The sequence below is a fragment of the Streptomyces sp. NPDC045968 genome (genome assembly GCF_056430475.1).
Genome location: NZ_JBWKLF010000004.1, coordinates 88,358 through 105,869, shown reverse-complemented (window position 1 = coordinate 105,869; position 17,512 = coordinate 88,358). Strand labels below are relative to the sequence as shown.

The 17,512-nt window shown below is 68.2% G+C and carries 16 protein-coding genes; 5 read left to right on the top strand and 11 right to left on the bottom strand.

What is annotated here, in order from left to right; all coding sequences use genetic code 11:
- Window positions 1-94: 94 nt before the first annotated feature.
- Window positions 95-1,111, bottom strand: coding sequence for a helix-turn-helix domain-containing protein (locus AC07FA_RS13415; protein WP_479075334.1), 1,017 nt, complete (start codon window positions 1,109-1,111; stop codon window positions 95-97).
- Between the two features lie 249 nt (window positions 1,112-1,360).
- On the opposite strand from AC07FA_RS13415, the gene AC07FA_RS13410 reads away from it, so the two are divergent.
- From AC07FA_RS13410 to AC07FA_RS13400, 3 genes are all read left to right on the top strand, one after another.
- The gene (locus AC07FA_RS13410; RefSeq protein WP_479075332.1) at window positions 1,361-5,047 is read left to right on the top strand and encodes a S8 family serine peptidase; all 3,687 of its coding nucleotides are present in this window, start codon (window positions 1,361-1,363) and stop codon (window positions 5,045-5,047) included.
- A 408-nt stretch (window positions 5,048-5,455) separates the two neighbouring features.
- Window positions 5,456-6,226 carry a uracil-DNA glycosylase gene (locus AC07FA_RS13405; RefSeq protein ID WP_479075330.1) on the top strand — a complete coding sequence of 257 codons (771 nt, stop codon included), beginning with the start codon at window positions 5,456-5,458 and terminating at the stop codon, window positions 6,224-6,226.
- A gap of 199 nt (window positions 6,227-6,425) precedes the next feature.
- The gene (locus tag AC07FA_RS13400) at window positions 6,426-7,016 is read left to right on the top strand and encodes a hypothetical protein (protein ID WP_479075328.1); all 591 of its coding nucleotides are present in this window, start codon (window positions 6,426-6,428) and stop codon (window positions 7,014-7,016) included.
- Between the two features lie 32 nt (window positions 7,017-7,048).
- On the opposite strand, the gene AC07FA_RS13395 is transcribed toward AC07FA_RS13400, so the two are convergent.
- Both AC07FA_RS13395 and AC07FA_RS13390 read right to left on the bottom strand, forming a co-directional pair.
- Entirely contained in the window at window positions 7,049-7,918 is an 870-nt protein-coding gene (locus AC07FA_RS13395) for an alpha/beta fold hydrolase (protein WP_479075327.1), read from the bottom strand.
- Window positions 7,919-8,433: 515 nt separating this feature from the next.
- A complete protein-coding gene (locus AC07FA_RS13390) occupies window positions 8,434-8,736 on the bottom strand; it encodes a hypothetical protein (RefSeq protein WP_479075924.1) in 303 nt (100 codons plus the stop codon).
- A 150-nt stretch (window positions 8,737-8,886) separates the two neighbouring features.
- Here AC07FA_RS13390 and AC07FA_RS13385 point away from each other — a divergent pair, with 150 nt between their 5' ends.
- Together AC07FA_RS13385 and AC07FA_RS13380 are read left to right on the top strand one after the other, a co-directional pair.
- On the top strand, window positions 8,887-9,156 hold the full coding sequence (locus AC07FA_RS13385) for a hypothetical protein (RefSeq protein WP_479075326.1): 270 nt from the start codon (window positions 8,887-8,889) through the stop codon (window positions 9,154-9,156).
- A gap of 51 nt (window positions 9,157-9,207) precedes the next feature.
- Entirely contained in the window at window positions 9,208-10,740 is a 1,533-nt protein-coding gene (locus AC07FA_RS13380; protein WP_479075324.1) for a S1 RNA-binding domain-containing protein, read from the top strand.
- Between the two features lie 619 nt (window positions 10,741-11,359).
- On the opposite strand, the gene AC07FA_RS13375 is transcribed toward AC07FA_RS13380, so the two are convergent.
- The 8 genes from AC07FA_RS13375 to AC07FA_RS13340 form a co-directional block, all read right to left on the bottom strand.
- Window positions 11,360-11,929 (bottom strand): DUF4240 domain-containing protein, encoded by a 570-nt coding sequence (locus AC07FA_RS13375; protein ID WP_479075322.1) that lies wholly within the window; start codon window positions 11,927-11,929, stop codon window positions 11,360-11,362.
- A 427-nt stretch (window positions 11,930-12,356) separates the two neighbouring features.
- Complete coding sequence (locus AC07FA_RS13370; RefSeq protein ID WP_479075922.1) at window positions 12,357-12,839, bottom strand: helix-turn-helix domain-containing protein; 483 nt, start codon at window positions 12,837-12,839, stop codon at window positions 12,357-12,359.
- A gap of 307 nt (window positions 12,840-13,146) precedes the next feature.
- The gene (locus AC07FA_RS13365; RefSeq protein ID WP_479075320.1) at window positions 13,147-13,884 is read right to left on the bottom strand and encodes a TnsA-like heteromeric transposase endonuclease subunit; all 738 of its coding nucleotides are present in this window, start codon (window positions 13,882-13,884) and stop codon (window positions 13,147-13,149) included.
- A gap of 228 nt (window positions 13,885-14,112) precedes the next feature.
- The gene (locus tag AC07FA_RS13360; protein ID WP_479075318.1) at window positions 14,113-14,757 is read right to left on the bottom strand and encodes an OmpA family protein; all 645 of its coding nucleotides are present in this window, start codon (window positions 14,755-14,757) and stop codon (window positions 14,113-14,115) included.
- Window positions 14,757-15,293, bottom strand: a complete 537-nt coding sequence (locus tag AC07FA_RS13355; RefSeq protein ID WP_479075317.1) for a hypothetical protein — start codon at window positions 15,291-15,293, stop codon at window positions 14,757-14,759. Before AC07FA_RS13355 ends, AC07FA_RS13360 begins: the two co-directional genes overlap by 1 nt.
- An 86-nt stretch (window positions 15,294-15,379) precedes the next feature.
- A complete protein-coding gene (locus AC07FA_RS13350) occupies window positions 15,380-15,982 on the bottom strand; it encodes a pilus assembly protein TadG-related protein (RefSeq protein ID WP_479075315.1) in 603 nt (200 codons plus the stop codon).
- Window positions 15,979-16,212 carry a hypothetical protein gene (locus AC07FA_RS13345; protein WP_443040455.1) on the bottom strand — a complete coding sequence of 78 codons (234 nt, stop codon included), beginning with the start codon at window positions 16,210-16,212 and terminating at the stop codon, window positions 15,979-15,981. Before AC07FA_RS13345 ends, AC07FA_RS13350 begins: the two co-directional genes overlap by 4 nt.
- A 203-nt stretch (window positions 16,213-16,415) precedes the next feature.
- A complete protein-coding gene (locus AC07FA_RS13340; protein WP_479075314.1) occupies window positions 16,416-17,495 on the bottom strand; it encodes a response regulator in 1,080 nt (359 codons plus the stop codon).
- Window positions 17,496-17,512: the final 17 nt, after the last annotated feature.

The following is a 17,512-nucleotide window of genomic DNA, read 5'->3' as shown; positions in this document are numbered from 1 at the left end:
AGCCCCCTGCCGCCGGCCCGGTGGCTCCGTCGGATCAGCCCGGTCCGACGGAGTCACCGGCGTTCGGGGCCATACGAGGACAGCGGCGCGTGTCTCACGACAGCCAGCCCCGCCGCGCCGCCTGCCACACCAGCTGCGTACGCGTCGCGGCGCCGGCCCTCTGCATCAGGACCTGGATCCGGCGCTGCACGGTGCGCTGGCTGACCCGCAGCTGCGAGGCGATCGCCTTGTCCGCGACCCCGGCGACGACCAGGGACAGCAGATAGCGCTCGTCGTCGGCGACGTTCGCACCGGGCAGCGGGCTGCCGCCGAAGCCGGCCAGCTCACCGGAGTCCGTGACGTGCAGCGGCGACGCCGCCGCCCACTGGCTCTCGAACAGCGCGATCAGGGCGTCGAGCAGACTGCTGCTGCGCACCACCGCGGCCGTCGGCTCACCCATCGAGCCGCCCGAACCGCCGGGCACCAGTGGACAGATGGCGATCGAGCTGTCCGCGATCATCAGCCGCACCGGCAGCGTCCCGGTAGCCCGCGCCTGCTCGCCCGCACGGATGCTCCGGGCAACGTTGTCCACCATGCCGGGCTCCTCCAGGAGCTCGCGCTCGTAGATCGCCTCGTACCGGACCCCACGGGCGAGCAGCTCCCACTCCTCGTCGTTCTCCGACGCCGGCAGGGCCACATGGCCGGCCTTGCAGAACCACCGCATCTCGCGGGCGCCGTACGCCATGTGACGCAGCCGCTGCCGGATCACACTCGCCCCGGTGATCACCTCGACGAGCTGCTCCGCGTCGTGCCGCCGCCCCCCGGCCCCGTACTCCTCGGCGAGCTGCTCCACCCCCCGCCGGGCCGACTCCAGCGCCTCATGCCCACGCAGCAGCAGCGGACGCAGCGCCGTATCGGGCGCCACGGGCACATAGCGCACCGCGCCCCCCGCCGACGAGGCGGCCACCCGCCCCACCAGCCCCTTGTCGTGAAGCGAGGCCAACTCGCGGTGTGCCTGGGCCACTTCCAGGCCGAGCTGCTCCGCGATCACGGCGGCGTCAGCCTCGCGCACCCCGACGAGGAAGCGGTACACCCGCTCTTCCCCCGCCCCGATCCCCGCAGCCTCCAGCACGTGCCCTCCTCCCCACCCCAGCCGATGCACCCCCCACCGGACACAGCGTGATCCAACCACACCCGCACACCCGGACGATGGCCGCACTACCACGCGTGACGCCCACCCCGCCGCGATACGCGCAAGGTGGCGGTGAGCGGACATGTCACTTCTTCGTCAGGCGTGGCCGTAGCGTCGGTGCCCCTTCCTGCCGAGGCTTGTCCCGCCGGTCGCGGAACCCTCCCCACCGGCGGAAGGAGAGCGTTCAGCATGCGATTCAGACGAAGAGCCGCACTGCTCAGCTTCACCTTGGCCGCCACCGTGGCCGGCGGCGGCCTCGTGCACGGTGCCACCCCCGCACCGGAGCCCGGAGAGGACGGGGTGACCGCAGGGCCGCAAGGGGACGTGCGCACCGCGAAGGTCACGCTCGTCACCGGCGACCAGGTGACGGTGGCGAGCCGGGCGGGCAGAACCCTCGCCGTCAACATCACCCCCTACCACCGGCCCGCCGCCGAACTGCGCTCCTACACCATCGGCACCGACGTGTACGTGATCCCCCGCGACGTCGAAGCGCTGGTGCACAACGGCCAGGTGGACAGCCGCCTGTTCAACGTCACCCAGCTCATCGCCCAGGGATACGACGACGCCCACCACACGTCGACCCCGATGATCGTGCGCTACGCGTCCGGCGCCAAGGACACCGCACCCGGAGGAGCCCGCCTCACACGGAAGCTCCCCGGCGTACGCGGGGCCGCCATCAGCGCCGACAAGCGCGGGGCCGCCGCGTTCTGGGAGGCCATCGACGACGACAGCACCCGCGCCGGCACCCCGAAGGCCCGCCTGTCGGGCGGCGTCCAGCGTCTCTGGCTGGACGGCAGGGTCAAGGCGCTCCTCGACAGGAGCGTCCCGCAGATCGGCGCCCCGGAGGCGTGGAAGGACGGCTTCGACGGCAGCGGCGTCAAGGTCGCGGTGCTGGACACCGGCGTCGACGCCACCCACCCCGACCTCACCGACCGCATCGCGGAGAGCCGCAGCTTCGTCCCCGGCGAGACGGCACGCGACGGCCACGGCCACGGCACCCACGTCGCCTCCACCATCCTGGGAAGCGGCGCCGCCTCCGGCGGGAAGTACCGGGGCGTGGCGCCCGGCGCCCAACTGCTCGTGGGCAAGGTGCTCTCCGACGACGGCAGCGGCTCGGACTCCTCGATCATCGAAGGGATGGAGTGGGCCGCCCGCTCGGGGGCGAAGGTCATCTCCATGAGCCTGGGCGGCGCGGAAGGCGCCGACGGCACCGACCCCATGTCGATGGCGGTCAACGAACTGACGGCGCGCACCGGTGCGCTGTTCACCATCGCGGCGGGCAACAGCGGCCCCGGAGCGACCTCGGTCGGCTCACCCGGAGCGGCCGACGCGGCCCTGACCGTCGGCGCCGTGGACTCCACCGACGCGGTCACCGACTTCTCCAGCCGGGGCCCGCGAGGCGGTGACGGCGGGCTCAAGCCGGAGATCACCGCGCCGGGCTCGCGTATCGTCGCCGCCCGCGCCGCCGGCACGACGATGGGCACGCCGGTGGACGGCTCGTACACCACCGCGAGCGGCACCTCCATGGCGACGCCGCACGTGGCCGGAGCCGCCGCGATCCTCGCGCAGCGCCACCCCGGCTGGACGCCGGCCCAGCTGAAGAGCAGGCTCATCAGTACGGCCAGGACCACCGCGGACACCTCCGTCTACGCCCAGGGCGCCGGCCGCGTGGACGTGGCACGTGCCCTCCGGCAGCCCGTATCGGCCAGCGGCACGGCCGACTTCGGACTGCGGGACTGGGACGCCACCGAACCGGTCGAGAAGAAGATCGAGTACGTCAACGACGGCGACCAGCCCGTCACCCTCGCGCTGAAGGTCACCGAGGCGGGCGAGGAACTGCCCGCCGGAGTGCTCAGCCTGGGGGCCGATTCGGTGACCGTACCGGCACACGGCACCGCCGAGGCCGCCCTCACCCTCGACACCGCCGGCGTGACCACCGGGTCCCACGGCGCACACGTCACCGCGGTCTCCGCCGACGGCACGACGGCGGCGGTGACGGCGGTCGGCTTCGGCCGGGACGTACAGCGCTTCGACGTCACCCTGAAGGTGCTCGACCGCGACGGCAGGCCGACGAGCGGCGTCGCCGCGGTCACCGACTGGCGCCTGGGCCACAAGGAGATGCCCGAGACCTACCCGGTCGCGGAGGACGGAACGGTCGTGGTGCGGGTACCGCGCGGCGAGCACGCCTTCATCGCAGAGATCTACCACTACGCCTCCGACTGGAGCCGCCTGGAGGAGTACACCTACGCCGCCCAGCCGGGCACACTGATCGACTCCGACCGGACCTTCACCCTGGACGGCACCAAGGCCGGCCCGGTCACCATGACCACGTCCCGGCCGACGGACACCAACCGCACCCGCGTCGGCATGGCCTTCAAGGCCGCCGACGCCGACCTCATCCACGACCGCGAGACATGGCTGGACGGCGAGACCGCCGTGTACTCCGTCCCGTCGAAGCCCGCGAACGAACGCTTCGAATCGCGCGTCGGCTGGTCACTCGGCGCACCAGCGCTCGACGCCCGGCTCGTCGGTCACGGCAACCGGACCCTGGACGCGACCTACCTCAAGGGCTGGACGGGCTCCGCGCGCATCGACGGCACCCGCGTACTGCGCGTGGCCAAGCCCGGCGAGGACGTCCAGGGAAAGCTCGCCCTGGTGAAGCGGAGTGCCGAGCGTACGGTGAAGGAGCAGGCCGACGACGCCGCGAACGCCGGAGCGCGGGCCATCCTCGTCTACAACGACATCCCCGAGAACTGGACCGCGGGAAACTGGAGCCCGACCGAGACCAGGATCCCGGCGATGACCCTCTCCGGCACCCAGGGCGAGGAGCTGGCGGCCCTGGACAACGCCAGGATCAGGATCTCCGGTACGGCGGTGAGTCCGTACTCCTACGAGCTCCTGAAGCACCAGGCGGGTATCCCCGCCGACCAGCGCTACCGGGTACGCGACAAGGAACTGGCCACCGTCGACTCCTCGTTCCACGCATCGACGCCCGGCACCGAAGGCGGATACGCCCGGCTGACACGCTCGCCGATGCAGCCGACGGCGTTCTTCGCCTTCGACCGGATCGTCCTGCCGCGCTCCCGGACCGAGTACGTCTCCGCGGACGTACCCACCTGGGAAGGGATGAAGACCGGGCCCGTGTGGACGGCGGACGGCTCCTGGACCCTGACGGACACCTCGAAGCTGAAGGCCGGCCAGCGCCTGCACCGCGACTGGAACAAGGCCGTGGTCCGCACCGCGCTCCCGGAGGGGCTGGCCAACTCGGCCGTCCGGCAGGGCGATGTCGGTGTGCTGTCGTCGGGCGGTCTGCTCGACACCGCGCCCGGCCAGTCCTTCTACATGCGGGCCGGCGCCGACAAGGAGCTGTCGACCGTCTACCGGGACGGCCTGCTCCTCGGCAGCGCCCCCTCGGCGCCCGTCGCCTTCCCGATGACCGCACAGCGCGCCGCATACCGCGTGGTCACCGACGTACAGCGGGGCGCCCCCGGCTGGACGACCTCCACCCACGTGCGCACCGACTGGCGCTTCCACTCGGAGCGTAAGGAAGGACTGGCCCTGCTGCCCGTCCTGTCGGTCGACTACCGGCTCGACGTCGACCGGACCAACAGCGCCCGGCCGCACTCCACCACCCGCATCGTCCTGGGCGTGCGCTACCCCAAGGGCCTCAACGGCCTGGAGCTCACCGGGGCCAAGCTGTGGGCCTCGTACGACGACGGCGCCACCTGGCGGCAGGTCCGCCTCGACGCCGACCTCGACGGCACGATCGCCAACCCCGAGAAGGCGGGCTTCGTGTCACTGCGCGTCCAGGCCACTGACGCCGAGGGCAACTCCGTCGAACAGACGGTGACCCGCGCCTACCAGATCCGCCGCTGACCGGCGCCGGGGCGCCTGCACCACAGGCGCCCCGGCGACCGCGCCGAGCGCGCATGTCCCGCGCCGTCAGAACGCGGACTTTCGCGAAAGAGGTGCAGTCGGCCGGAAATCCCAGGTTTCCGACTCATCCCCCATCACCCCATGTGTCAGAGGTCCGGCGGGTAGGTCAGGTTTCCGTTCCGGACCCGAAGTACCGGCCGCTTTGGACAGACCACCCCCGGCCCGACTCGCCGAACACGGTCGCCCATCGCATGACCGTCCTCCGACACCGGGACGGTGGTATCTGATGTTCTGACCCGGGCGGTCCGATGTCCTGTGACCGATGGGACGCTCCCGGTCCGGCCGGGGGGTCTCCGGCCGGGGGCCGGTCGCCCGAGTGCCACCAGTCACCGTGAAGGCGGGTTGATCATGTTCACTGCCGAGGAGTACCCACTGCGGGCCGCCATCGAGGCCCGCACGCTGACCGACCTGGACGCGCGGCTGATCCGGTGCCGGGCCTGCCCGCGGCTGGTGGCGTGGCGGGAGGAGACCGCCCTCACCAGACGTCCCGCGTTCCGGGACTGGGTGTACTGGGGACGCGCGGTACCGGGATTCGGGCCCTCGGACGCCGCCATGGTGGTCACGGGGCTGGCACCCGCCGCGCACGGCGCGAACCGGACCGGCCGGATGTTCACCGGCGACCGGGCGGGCGACCTGCTGTACGCGACGCTGTACGAACTCGGCCTGACCTCCCAGGCAACGGCGACGAGCCGGGACGACGGGTTGGAGCTGTACGGGGTCAGGGTCACCGCACCCGTACACTGCGCGCCTCCCGCCAACCGGCCCACGCCCGGCGAGCGGGACACCTGCCGGCCCTGGCTGGCCCGGGAGTTGCAGCTGCTGCGCCCGACGATGCGCTCCGTCGTCGCACTGGGCGCCTTCGGCTGGCAGGCCGCGTTGTCGGCGTTGGAGCAGGCGGGCTGGAGCGTGCCCCGGCCGCGACCCGCGTTCGGCCACGGCGTACGGACGACACTGGCACCGACGGACGGGACGGGCTCCGCCGTGACGGTCTTCGGCTGTTACCACGTGAGCCAGCGCAACGTGTTCACCGGCCGGCTCACCCCGGAGATGCTGCGGGAGGTACTCACCGAGGCCGCGCACACGGCCGATCTCACCGTGGGGCGGCCGGAGCCCGGGTGACCGCCGGCGGCAGAAGGAAGACAGGTCGTAGTGATCACCGAGCTGCGACGTTCTGTGATCACCGAGGGGGCTTGTGTACGCGCTGCCACCGCGATCCGCTCCACCCGTTGGACTGCCACCGACCGCATGTCAGCGATCAGCTGTCAGAGGTGATCACTAGCCTCTGAGGTGCCATCTTGGTCAGCGAGAGGATTCATCTGTGTTCGACGAGCGGTGGGAAGAGTTCGCCCGGGAGCGGCTGGGCGGACGTCCGGTGCCGGACGATGTACGGGTGCTGGCGGCAGCACAGTGGGAGGGATCCGGACACCCCTTCGAGCAGTTCGGCATCACCATTCTGGAGCCCAGTGCCCCACACCCGCTGACCGACACCAGCTATCTCACCGAGCAGGAGCGCGCCGATCCTGACGTCATGGCCAACTGTGCGGCGTCCGCGGAGATGGCCACGTATCTGAAGGCCGTAGCCCAGGACGAGGACGGCAACTTCTACGGGTACTGGCTGTACCCGCGGCAGCGGGAGGACCACCAGCCACCTCCGGTCATCAAGGTCGACACGGAGTTGACCTACTGGCCACTGGGCGGGCGCACCTTCTCCGAAGCCTGCTTGTACGACCTCTCCTTCGACGACGACGAGCTGTTCGTGAAGGTGGCCGCGGAGCTCGCACAGCTGCACATATCCATTCCTGCCAGTTCCCGCGAGGACCTGGATCTCCTGGCCGCCGACCCTTCCCCAGAGGACATGCACATGCGGCTCTACTACGCCGAGCGGAAGAGGCTTGGGCTGGCGGACTAGGCGGTTACGGAGAGGCGCGTCCAGCGGTTGGCCTACGAGGCGCCGTCAAGGACCTCCCGCAGTCGACGCGCGAACTCGTCCGGCTTCCCCGGATATCCGAACTCGCCGTCGCAGAAACCGCCGTGATGACTCGGGAACACGCTCACCCGCTGCCCCAGCAGCTCGGCGGTCGCCACGGAGGTGCGGCCGGTAAGCACGGCCTCGGACTCCTCGCCCATAGCGATCACGATGCGGGTCGGCGCAGCCGTGAGAGCGCCGGCATCCGGCCGGTAGCTGCTCACCGCCCATGACCGGTCGGACAGCAGCGGATCGTCACGCGAGCCGTCATCCTCCGTGGGCATCCCGAAAGCGGCGGGGTCGGCCTCCGGCTGTTCGAAGTACCGGTCGGTGAACTCTCCCTCCCACGAGGTCATGGCCACGAATGCGGCCATCCCCGCCCCCCACCCCCGCTTCTCGTACGCCTCCCGGACACCGGCCCGCGCCCGCACGGCCGCCGGGCCGTCCGGCGTGAGGGTGATGAGCGGCGGCTCGTGCGCGACCAGGGTGGTCACGTCCGCGGGATACTTCGCCACGAGCGCGAGCGCGGTGATCGCGCCGCCACTGCTTGCGAACATCTCAACGGGCCCGGCCCCGAGCGCCTCGATGACGGCGTGCACGTCGTCGGCCTGGACCTGCGGCGTGTGGTCGACCCGTCCGTCCTTACGCGTGCTGCGGCCGAGCCCGCGCGGGTCATAGGTGGCAACCGTCCGATCGGGGAAGCGCGCCGCGAGCGCGACGAAGCCGGCAGCGTCCATGGGCTGCCCGATCATGAGCAACGGCGGGCGTCCGTCTGAGGTCGGCAGCGGCCCGCGAACGTCGTAGACGAGGTCCGCACCGGCTGTCTTGAGTGTGTGAGTCTCCATACCCGTATAGACCGGCCCCGCCCCGGAAACTCATCGGGCCCTCTCCGAGATGCCCTCGCTCACCGGGAATTCCTGCCTGCGCCGGCGCGTGACAGGCTTCAGTCAGCCGACGCTCCCCGAAACCGCCGGAAAGCCCGGCGGCCAGGGCCCGCCGTACAGCGACTCCCGGCCGCCCATCAGCGCGTACTCCGCCTCGCGCCGGTTCGGGATGCTCCCGAGGACTGGATGAAGAACATCGCGCTACATCGCCAAGCAGGGCGAGGAAGACCTCTGCCTCACCGACAGCCGCGAGGCCCTTCAGCAGATGATCCACGACATAAAGGCCGGCAAGGCCGACCACCTGCTGTAACGGCGAGCGCCCGGCACCGCGGCTGAGTCACGGTGCCGGGCTGTAGGTTCTCGCGGCGCACGTCATAGCGCGTCGCCCTGACCAGCTGATTCTCGAGTTGTCTCACGCAGTGGCCGGGGGCTCTAGTCTCAGGACGAGCGGCATTTCCTCACGACCACCTTGGCGCTCATGACGGACGGGCGGCGATGTGCTGGCGGGCGGTCCTCCAGACCTCTTCGAAGCCCTCGGAGGTGAGCGGCAGCGGGTCGTGACCCTCCCACTCGGAGACGGGCAGTTCGGCAGTAATCCCGAATCTGCTGTCGTACTCGTCGAGGCGGCCTGCGTCATGGGCTCGCTGCCATTCTTCGAGGGAGGCAGCCGCAACCGGCGTTAGGTCAGGCCCTTCGAGCTCGATCTGCCGGATCACCCAGCCTTCGGCATCCACCTCGAGGTAGAACCAAGTGTCTTCCTCGTCCCAGTAGCAGCGCATCAATGTGGTCACCAGCCAATGGTCCCAGGCGGCATTCTGTCCGCTCACCGAGGCGCTGTCAGAGCCATGGTGGAGGATCACGCCATGCTGATTGCAACCAATGCGGCTGGGCGAGTGACGAAGACGCCCTCGAAGCCAGCAATAGGCAGGATGCTGGCGAACCTCCATCGTGGGAACGCGCATCTGATCCTGGAGAACGTGGGGGAGGACATCGAGGGCAGCTGGTACATCCAGGTGCTGCTGCGCGACGACAACACGTACCAACTCGAGTTCCGGAACGGCGTAGCGGCCGAGCACTATCAGACGCGGACCATCTTCCAGGAGAAGATCCTGACCGCCTTGCTCGGCTGGGCTGCCGGCAGGACGGACTGGAGAAGCGACTTCATGTGGAACAACATCGGCTCGGAATTCGCGGACTGAGTGCTCGCCCCCTCGATGCGTAGTGGCACTACGCGTTGCCGCGTCCGAACCATGCTGGAAGATGGAGGCGTGCTGCCCTACGTCTACCGCGTCACCAAGTACGACCCCGCCGACCGTGACGAGCACGGCCACTACACCGGCACCGAGGACACGGTCAGCGACCACGGCCAGGTCGAGGGCGCCTACCTTCAAGCGGTCGAGGCGTTCGCCGCGGACACCGGCGTCGAGCGCCTGGCGGTGCGCGAACCGCACCTCTCGGTGCCCTTCGTGAACTTCGGGCTGGAGCCACCGATGGACGGCTTCGGGCTGGACGGTCTCTTCCCGACCGGGCCGGACGGTTTCCACGATGGCGCGGAGGTGTCGGTCGGCACCGCGATGGATCTTGTACGGGTCATGCTGCGCGACGGTGGCGCCTGGTGCCGGCTGGAAGCGGAGGGCACCTTCACCGTGCACGTGGGCTGGGACCAGTACATGTACATCGGCAGCAGTCGACCCTGCGAAACCGCGGTGACCCGGACCCGCGCGCTCGGGTTGCACCCAGAGCGGATCGACGCCTCTCCGTACGACTTCGAAGCCGAGGACGAAGCCCCCCAGCGGCCGGCCGACGACGAATTCTGGGAACATCTACGCTGGTCGATGCAGTGGGGTAATTTCAGAGTCCTGGAAGAACAGTCCGCCTACAACTCCGGGCGATGGCACCGCCTCACCCCCGACAACATCGACACGATCCACGCCGGACTCGCTCCCCGAGCCCGGCTGGCCATCTGGCCGGACCTGTCCTCCGACATCGACGCGGTACTCGCCACGCTCCCCGCCGAGGGCCACGTCGAGTGTGTCTGGCAGGGCAGAGATGGACGGATGCACAGCGCCACCGCCTACGAAGACGAGTTCCCGGAGCTGGCTGCCCGTCTCTCCAGCGCTTCCGCCGCGATGATCCTGTCCATGTACGCCGACGACCGCGTCCCGCTGCTCGCCGCCGTCATGCCCGACAGCGACGGAGTGGTACGCGCCCGCTGGGAGATCGACCCCACCCCGAGCACCCGGAAGTGGGCGTTCCTCAAGACCCTTCACCGAGGTGAGATCGTCACCGGCAAGGTGACCCACATCGCCGATTTCTTGGTCACTTTCGTGGACATCGGCGGCTTCGAAGCGATGATCAATATCCCCGAGCTGTCGTGGCGCCCCTTCAATCATCCCTCCGAGGTCGTTGCCGTCGGCCAGGAGATCAGCGCCGAAATTCTCGACGTAGAACCGATCCGCGAACGCGTGTCGCTGTCGCTCAGGGCCCTGCACGAAGATCCGATGCCACTGCTCGCCGGGCAGGTCGGGCAGACCGTCGTCGGCCGCGTCACCAAGCTCGTGCCGTTCGGCGTGTTCGTACGCATCGAAGAGATGGAGAACGGCTTCGAGGGACTGGTGCACAACACTGAACTGGGCGATGGACACCCGGACCATCCGCAGTTGGTCGTCCACGTCGGCGACGCACTCCCCGTGAAGATCCTGGACATCGACCCGGCCCGGCGCCGCATCACCCTCTCGCACCGGCAAGCGATCACCGCCGACCTTGACGAACACGGCGCCTGATCAGTCCTCCAGGTCTTCCGGGTCCTGAGACCACCACCCTCGATCAGCCTGCCAGTCCTGGAGCCAGGACACGAAGTCGACTTCCGGCTCTGCTTCCTCCCCGCATCGGCGTAGGGAGCCGCGCATCCGTCGCCCAGCCACCAGACTCGGCCGCGTTGAGGTCCAGTCACGATGAGTATCCAGAACTCACGGCCGCGGTTGCTGCCCAGAAGGATCGATCCGTGCTGATAGATGCCATGGAGTAGGGACGAGTGCTGGTCGTGGTCGTAGTAGTCGTATTCCCACTGCCATTCCTCGTTGAGAGGGAAAGGCATCGCGGGCTTCCGCGGTGCCTTTCCATCGAATGGTTCGGGGCTCAGCCAGCACTCGGCTTCCCAGCGCTGCCAGCTCTCGGGGAGTTGTCCCAGCCATAGCAGCCCATGTGCCGCGGATGTGCCTTCGCGGGTGCCGTTGGAGAACTCGGCGACCAACGTCCGGTATGGCTCAGGCAGATCAAGGCCGTGTTCGGCTTCCCATGACCGAACCCCGGGCCCGCCGAGGGGAGAGCGGCGGAGGTCGTAAGGAATGGCGTCGCTGAGGGCGGTCATCGCAATGCGGAGTCGCTGCTTGGCAAGGTCTGTCACGGGGTGTCACGGAGGTAGAGGGCGGCGAGCCGCGGGAGTCGACGTCGCATCTCATCGAGGTCATCGAAGTCGAAGTCTTCGCCCATGTCTTCGGCGTCTTGCTCGGTACTGTCCCGTGAGGCTCTGTACTCGTCCCATGCCTCGTAGAAGTCCTCTCCATCGCCGGTGATGCGCTTGAACGCCTCGCTGGCGGCGTAGTTGACCTCCTCGTAGAAGAGAGCCTCGTCACGGTGCACCTCCGCGGCGGCGATCACTGCCGGGTGCTCAGCAAGACTGTCTGGGCGAGCCGCTGCTTTCTCATACCAGTCTCGGCCCAGCGCGATCAGGCCGGCGCGGAAGTCTATGAAGCTGTCGTCCGAGCAGCCGCCGCCTATGAGGTAGGCGGCGGCCCACACGTCCCATCGGCACACCGCGTCATGCACCTCGTCGAAGCGTTCCTGGTAGCGGAGGATGCCGTTTTTGGTGAGGGCTGCCAGTTCATCAACCAGGGCTTCGGCGAAAGGCCTGTCCGGCCCGTCGGCCGAGCGGGCGGCCTCGACGATGGTCCAGAACTCAGAGAGGTCCATGGCTGGCCACTCTGCCAGTTGGGTCTGACAACGGCGCCTGTAGAGGTGGACGGCCTGTCACGGTGCGGATAGCCAACCCGTTGCGGCCTTGACGACCCGCTGGCCGAGTGGCGTGAGTTTCGTGGGGCGGCCTCGTTCGGCTCGTTCGAGCAGTGGGCCACCCAATTCGTGGGCCAGCCCGTTGATCTGAGTGACGAGGTTGGGCACGTTCATGTCACGGGCTGCCCCGCCGAGGATGGGGTAGGCGGAAGCCTTCACGACCCGCCGGAGTCGCTCTTCGGTGGCGAGGCCGTTAAGTGCGGGTTGCAACAAGCGAGGAGCCTGCCTGGCCTTCTCCCGGATGCGGAGGCTCTCGTCATGGCTTGCGCCGCCGCGAGGACGTAAGGGGATCCCGTGCGTCCGGCCCACTTGGCAACGTTCGACATGGTCATACCGCTCTCCTCGGCGATGTCAGCGCGGGTGCGACGGCGTGTGACGTACTGCTCGTGGAGCCATTCGGCCGCAGCTTCCCGTACAACCCGTCCGGGCGGTCCGCGATGTCCCGGTTCCGCCTCGCCCTCAGCCGGAACAGCGGATGCTGCCGCTCCAGATCCTCAAGGAGACGAAACGCAGTCGCCCGGCTGGGTAGCTTCACCACGTCCGCCCCGAACCGCGGGATCACCCGGGCCCGCGTTCTCTGAATCACCATCGTCCGCGACGGCCTCGACTCCCCGGTGTGCTCGACCATCACCTCCAAGGCGGTCTCCACCCACAGCTCGTCCGTCATCGCCTGCGATTGGCGGGCCAGCCCCTTCTTCGGTGCTAGACCGGCCTCGCCGTGGCGACGGAAGTCGGCGACCCACTGCTTCACCGTACGAAGAGACACACCCAGCTCGGCAGCCTTTGCCGCGTACCGGGCTTCCCAGGACAGGCCCGAGGTGTACTCCTGGCGGGGCTCTCCCTCCCGTGCCAGCTCCGAAGTACCTGACCGGAACCTGTGATGACCTCTCGCACGTCCTCGGACCGCTCCAGGAGTTTCGCCCGCTCCGCCGCCCCCAGCTGCCCCAACACCACGGTCGCGATCTCTACGTCGTCGTCGGCCGACGGGCCCGGCCCATCAGGAATGACGGCCGCCCGGTCGGAGAACAGCAACTCCGCGAGCGACAGTCGCAGCAGCCGCCCCCTGCCATCCAAAACCACTTCATTGCCTGCCGTGGTCGCAGTCCATCTGCACCACCTCAACGGTCCCCCCGTCGTAGCGGAATCACGTACCGACCTCGACTCTTGCTCCAGCGTCGCTCATGCCGCTCCGGCAGACTCGGGACGGGCCTACGAGAAGCTCGTGAGTACAGAGCAAGTGGTAACAGCAGAGCGCACTTGCGGACCGCGTATCCCGGAATCCGGCTCGCGATCTGCCCCAGCCGAACATCATCGAGATCGACACCACGCAGCTCGACAAGGAGACTGGCGCCGAACAGCCAGGACCGCCGATAGCCGGCCAGGAAACAGATGTTCTCCAACTCCGCTGATGGAGGCTCGCTCCAGACCTCGTACTGCCAGCCGCGCGACTCCACCACTCTGCGGATCCAGTCCAAGGTGAAGGCCACTTCGGGCTTGGACACGCGACGCAGCGGCTTGATGTCTACTACTACGGGCTCTTGTCCGGTGATCAGCAAGTAATCCGGGATGCGCTTGCAGACCTTCCCCTCCAGCGCCGCCTTCAGCAGGAACGGCTGAGCCACGATGTGGCGTACAGAGGGATCGAAATCGGCGAAGCGCAGGCGTGCCAACTGCAGCCGTGACTCGTAGATCACGTGGTCGTTCGTCGTCGCCGACCAACAGATTCCTGAGTAGTGCTTCTGCCCCTTGAACCAGCGGAACGTTCGCCACGGCGTCGCCGACGCAAGGAGCTCGACGGGCACCTCGCTCCAGGCCCGGTCCTCGACCACCGCGCGTGCCTCGGGACGGACGCTCACAGACGCAGCGAATTCCCCCACCGCGCACCCCCAGCCACAGATCAACTTTCTGTGCAGTCAAGGTGCCAGCGCAGCGAACGCAGGCGGGACAGATCACCGTTCTCGTCACCCGAATAGGTGACGCCCCGACCTGCGAGTCTCACGGCGACGGCATAAATGCCGCCGCCGTGCAATTCTCGCTGAGATTATGCAGCGAGTTTTGAGACCCTACAGGCGGCTTTGCGTCCGTCAGCTCTGCGAGCCCTCCGCGCGGGGGAAGGAGACTTCCACCCGGCGGTTCTTCTTGCGGCCCTCTTCGTTGTCATTGCTGGCGATCGGATACTGCTCGCCGTAACCACGGATCTCGAACGTGATGCCGGTGCCGCTCAGCGACTTCGCCATGACGCTGTGCACAGCTTCCGCGCGCTGCTTGGAGAGCACGTCACCGTGGGCGGAAGCACCGAGGTTGTCGGTGAAGCCGAAGATCCGGACCCTCTTGGCGTCCTGGGCCTTGATCTCGGCCGCAATCCCATTGATGCGACCGTTCGCTGCGGAACTCAGCTTCGCGCTGTCCTTGCCGAAAAGGACTTCGGCTTGGAGGGCGAACTTGATGTCCGCGTTGGTGTCTTCGCGACGTTCTTCACCGCCCAGATCCTCCACGACGGATTTGATGTCCAGAACCTTCGGATCGGCGAGCGTAGCCCCGTCGGGCAGTTTCAGATCCGAATCGTTTGGATCGACCTTGACTGGCGCTTCCGCCGAGGCAGACGGGTACGGGCTGTCGTCGGCGCTGGCATCCGGAGCCGCACCGACTCCGAAGGCCAGCGTCCCGGCAAGCGCAGTCATCGCCAGCCGGACGCGAGCCCGCTGGGTGCTCGTGATGGCCGCGCTCATCAAGAGATCTCAATCGTGGCGTTGGTGAAGCCAGGGAACTGAAGATCCACCTGGGTCGTCGACTGGGCCGGGGCGGGGAACTGCGCGAAGAACGTGAGACTCTTCCCCGCCTCAATGCTCGGGTCGTAACCACTCGTCGTCAGCGGCCGATTGTCCGTATCGCGGAGCACGTAGTAGCGCTTCTTCTCCTGCGAATCCACCAGCGTCATGGCTGCGAGCGATCGGCCGGTGGCCGCCACGGCCTCCTCCTCGCCGCCCCACTGGATCGGAGTCGTGTACAACCCGCTTCCCGTGTTCTTGAGCTGTCCACTGACTGTGAGGAATCCGCCGGAATCCCGCTTTGCCGAGTTGATGACCATGTCAATGCCAGAGTCACCCTTGACCGTTACAAGGACCTTGCTGGTGTCCGGCACTGTCTCCCCGCCGGCACTGCCCGATTCCTTCTCCTTGGCCGGCGCCGAAGAACTTGAGGGCTCTTTGCCCTTTCCGTTCCCGTCGTCGCTCCCGCAGGCAGCCATCGACAGGGTCAGGGTCACAGCCAGTAGGACTGCTGCGCCGGCACGGCGCGGGCCCCTCACGTACCGAATACTCATTGATCCAGATCCTTTGCGGTTATTCGAGGTCAGTCCTCGGACAGTCGTACGGTGAAGAGATCAGTCATGTCCGGCAGGATCGCCAGGTCCTTGGGATCGATCACCCACTCCATGGAGTCACAGGCGAGCATGCCGGGGGACGGCGACGTCGGATCCGGGTTGGGGATGAACTTGCAGCGAGGCTCGACGACAGCCACGGAGGTCGCCTTCGCACGCTTCCCCTCGGTGCCCGGCACCAGGTTCGCGCTCATTCCCTTGTTCGATCGGACATCGACCGTGAATCCCCAGCGGCCGTCGAAGAGCATGCGGCAGTCGACGGGAGCGGCGTCATTCTGTGCGGCGAACCTGGTCGCCTTCACACACCCGTTGTGGGTACCGGGAAACGGCCCGTTGAACAGGATCGCGAGGTAAGCCCTGTCCAGGATGTGGGCCCGCAGGTCCAGCCCTTCCAGGCTGCGCGACTCCTGGGCTGCCGCCAGCGCCGCCGCATCCGCCGCACTCTGGGCCCCGTTGCGCCTGACATCTGCTTCACCGAACGCAAAGAAGATCAACGCGAGAAAGAGCAGGCCCACCACCGCTGTGATGTACAGCGGTGCGGCCTGCCCTGACTCGTCGTGAACCGACTGGCTCACTTGTTGAGGACCTCGTTGATCTTGGTGGTGAACTTGTTCCCGATGGTCGCACCCATGTTGGTGTTGAGCAGCGCCACCACGATCGCCACCACGAGGATGGTGATGCCCACGTACTCGATGGCACCCTGGCCCTTGTCGCTCCGGCGCTTCATGGCCTCGACGGCCGTGTTCTTCCAGCCGTTGATGTAGGTCTGCGTGGCGGTGGCGGCCTTCAGGGTGATGTTCGACATGGTGTTCCCCTCCGAGTTCGGCCGACCGGAGATCGGCCGACGCTGCTACGTAAGTCCTCATGTCGTCCGCGCTTCCGGCTTCCTCCTGGCCGGTCTCGCTTTCGACATGAGAAACGTACGTCGGGGACACACCCACCCGCATGGGCCTGCGGGCCCAACTCCGGGCCCAAGCGGTCAGTTGGGCCTTCGGGCCCATCGTCGTGTCAGCCATGCCTCGTCGACCCCCCGGACGACATGCGGTGCCAGACGGCGATGGCCTCGCCCCGGCTGCCGGCGTTCAACTTGGCGAAGATGCGGTTGATGTGGTTCTTGACGGTCTTCTGGCTGATGAAACAGGTGGCCGCGATCTGCTGATTGGTCATGCCCGACGCGATCAGGTCCATCACTTCCACCTCCCGTTCACTCAGCTCGGCGATCATTCCCTGGGGCGCGGGCGCGGCAGCCCTCGTAGACGAATGTGCCACAGATGGTTGCGGAAGCGAAGCCTTTTGCGGGAATCGAGGCGGGTGCAACTCGCCCTGAACTGCCCCCACCTGCGGGTTCTGTGCCGGGTTGGGCATAGCACGATTGGGCGCGTCGTGTGCGGATGCAGATACCGGAGCGGGCGGCGCGGCGGGGCGGTAGCCCGGACCGCTGAACGCCGTGCCCAGTCCTTCCGGCAGCGGCCGGCCCCCCTGGTCCGGGCCGGCCCCGCCGCGTACCGACTCGCGCAGGGCGCTGGAGGCCGAGTACGTGAAGTGCGCCCGGCCCTCCTTCGTGTCGCGGACGGCTGCTACCAGCTGGTCGGCGGTGAACTCACCGTGCACCAGGTAGCCACCGGCGCCCAGGCGCAGCGCCTCGTGGACGATCTCGCTCTCGCGGCTGTACGTCATCATCAGGACCGGGGCCAGGCGTACCAGGTGCGGCAGCGCCGAGATGCCGTCGACCCCGGGCATGCGGACGTCCAGCAGGACGACGTCGGGGCGGTGCTGCACCGCCATCTCGTAGGCCTGGCGTCCGTCGTTCGCCTCCGCGACCACGTCGATGTCGTCCCGGCCGTGGAGCAGGACCGTCAGCCCGGCGCGTACGACCGGGTTGTCGTCGGCGACGACGACTCTCAGGGGCAGCGGCGGCGGCATGGCGTGCGGCCCCGGGAAGGCCGGGAACTCGGTGGATGCCGTCGGGGTGGGGGGACCGGAGGTGGGTGGGGAGCTGAGCGGGCTGGGACGCGAGGACGTGTGCTGCGAGACGTGCGGGTGCTGTGTCCACTGCTCTCCGGAACTGCGGGAGATCTCGTCCGGCATGGTGCGGCCTCCTCTCT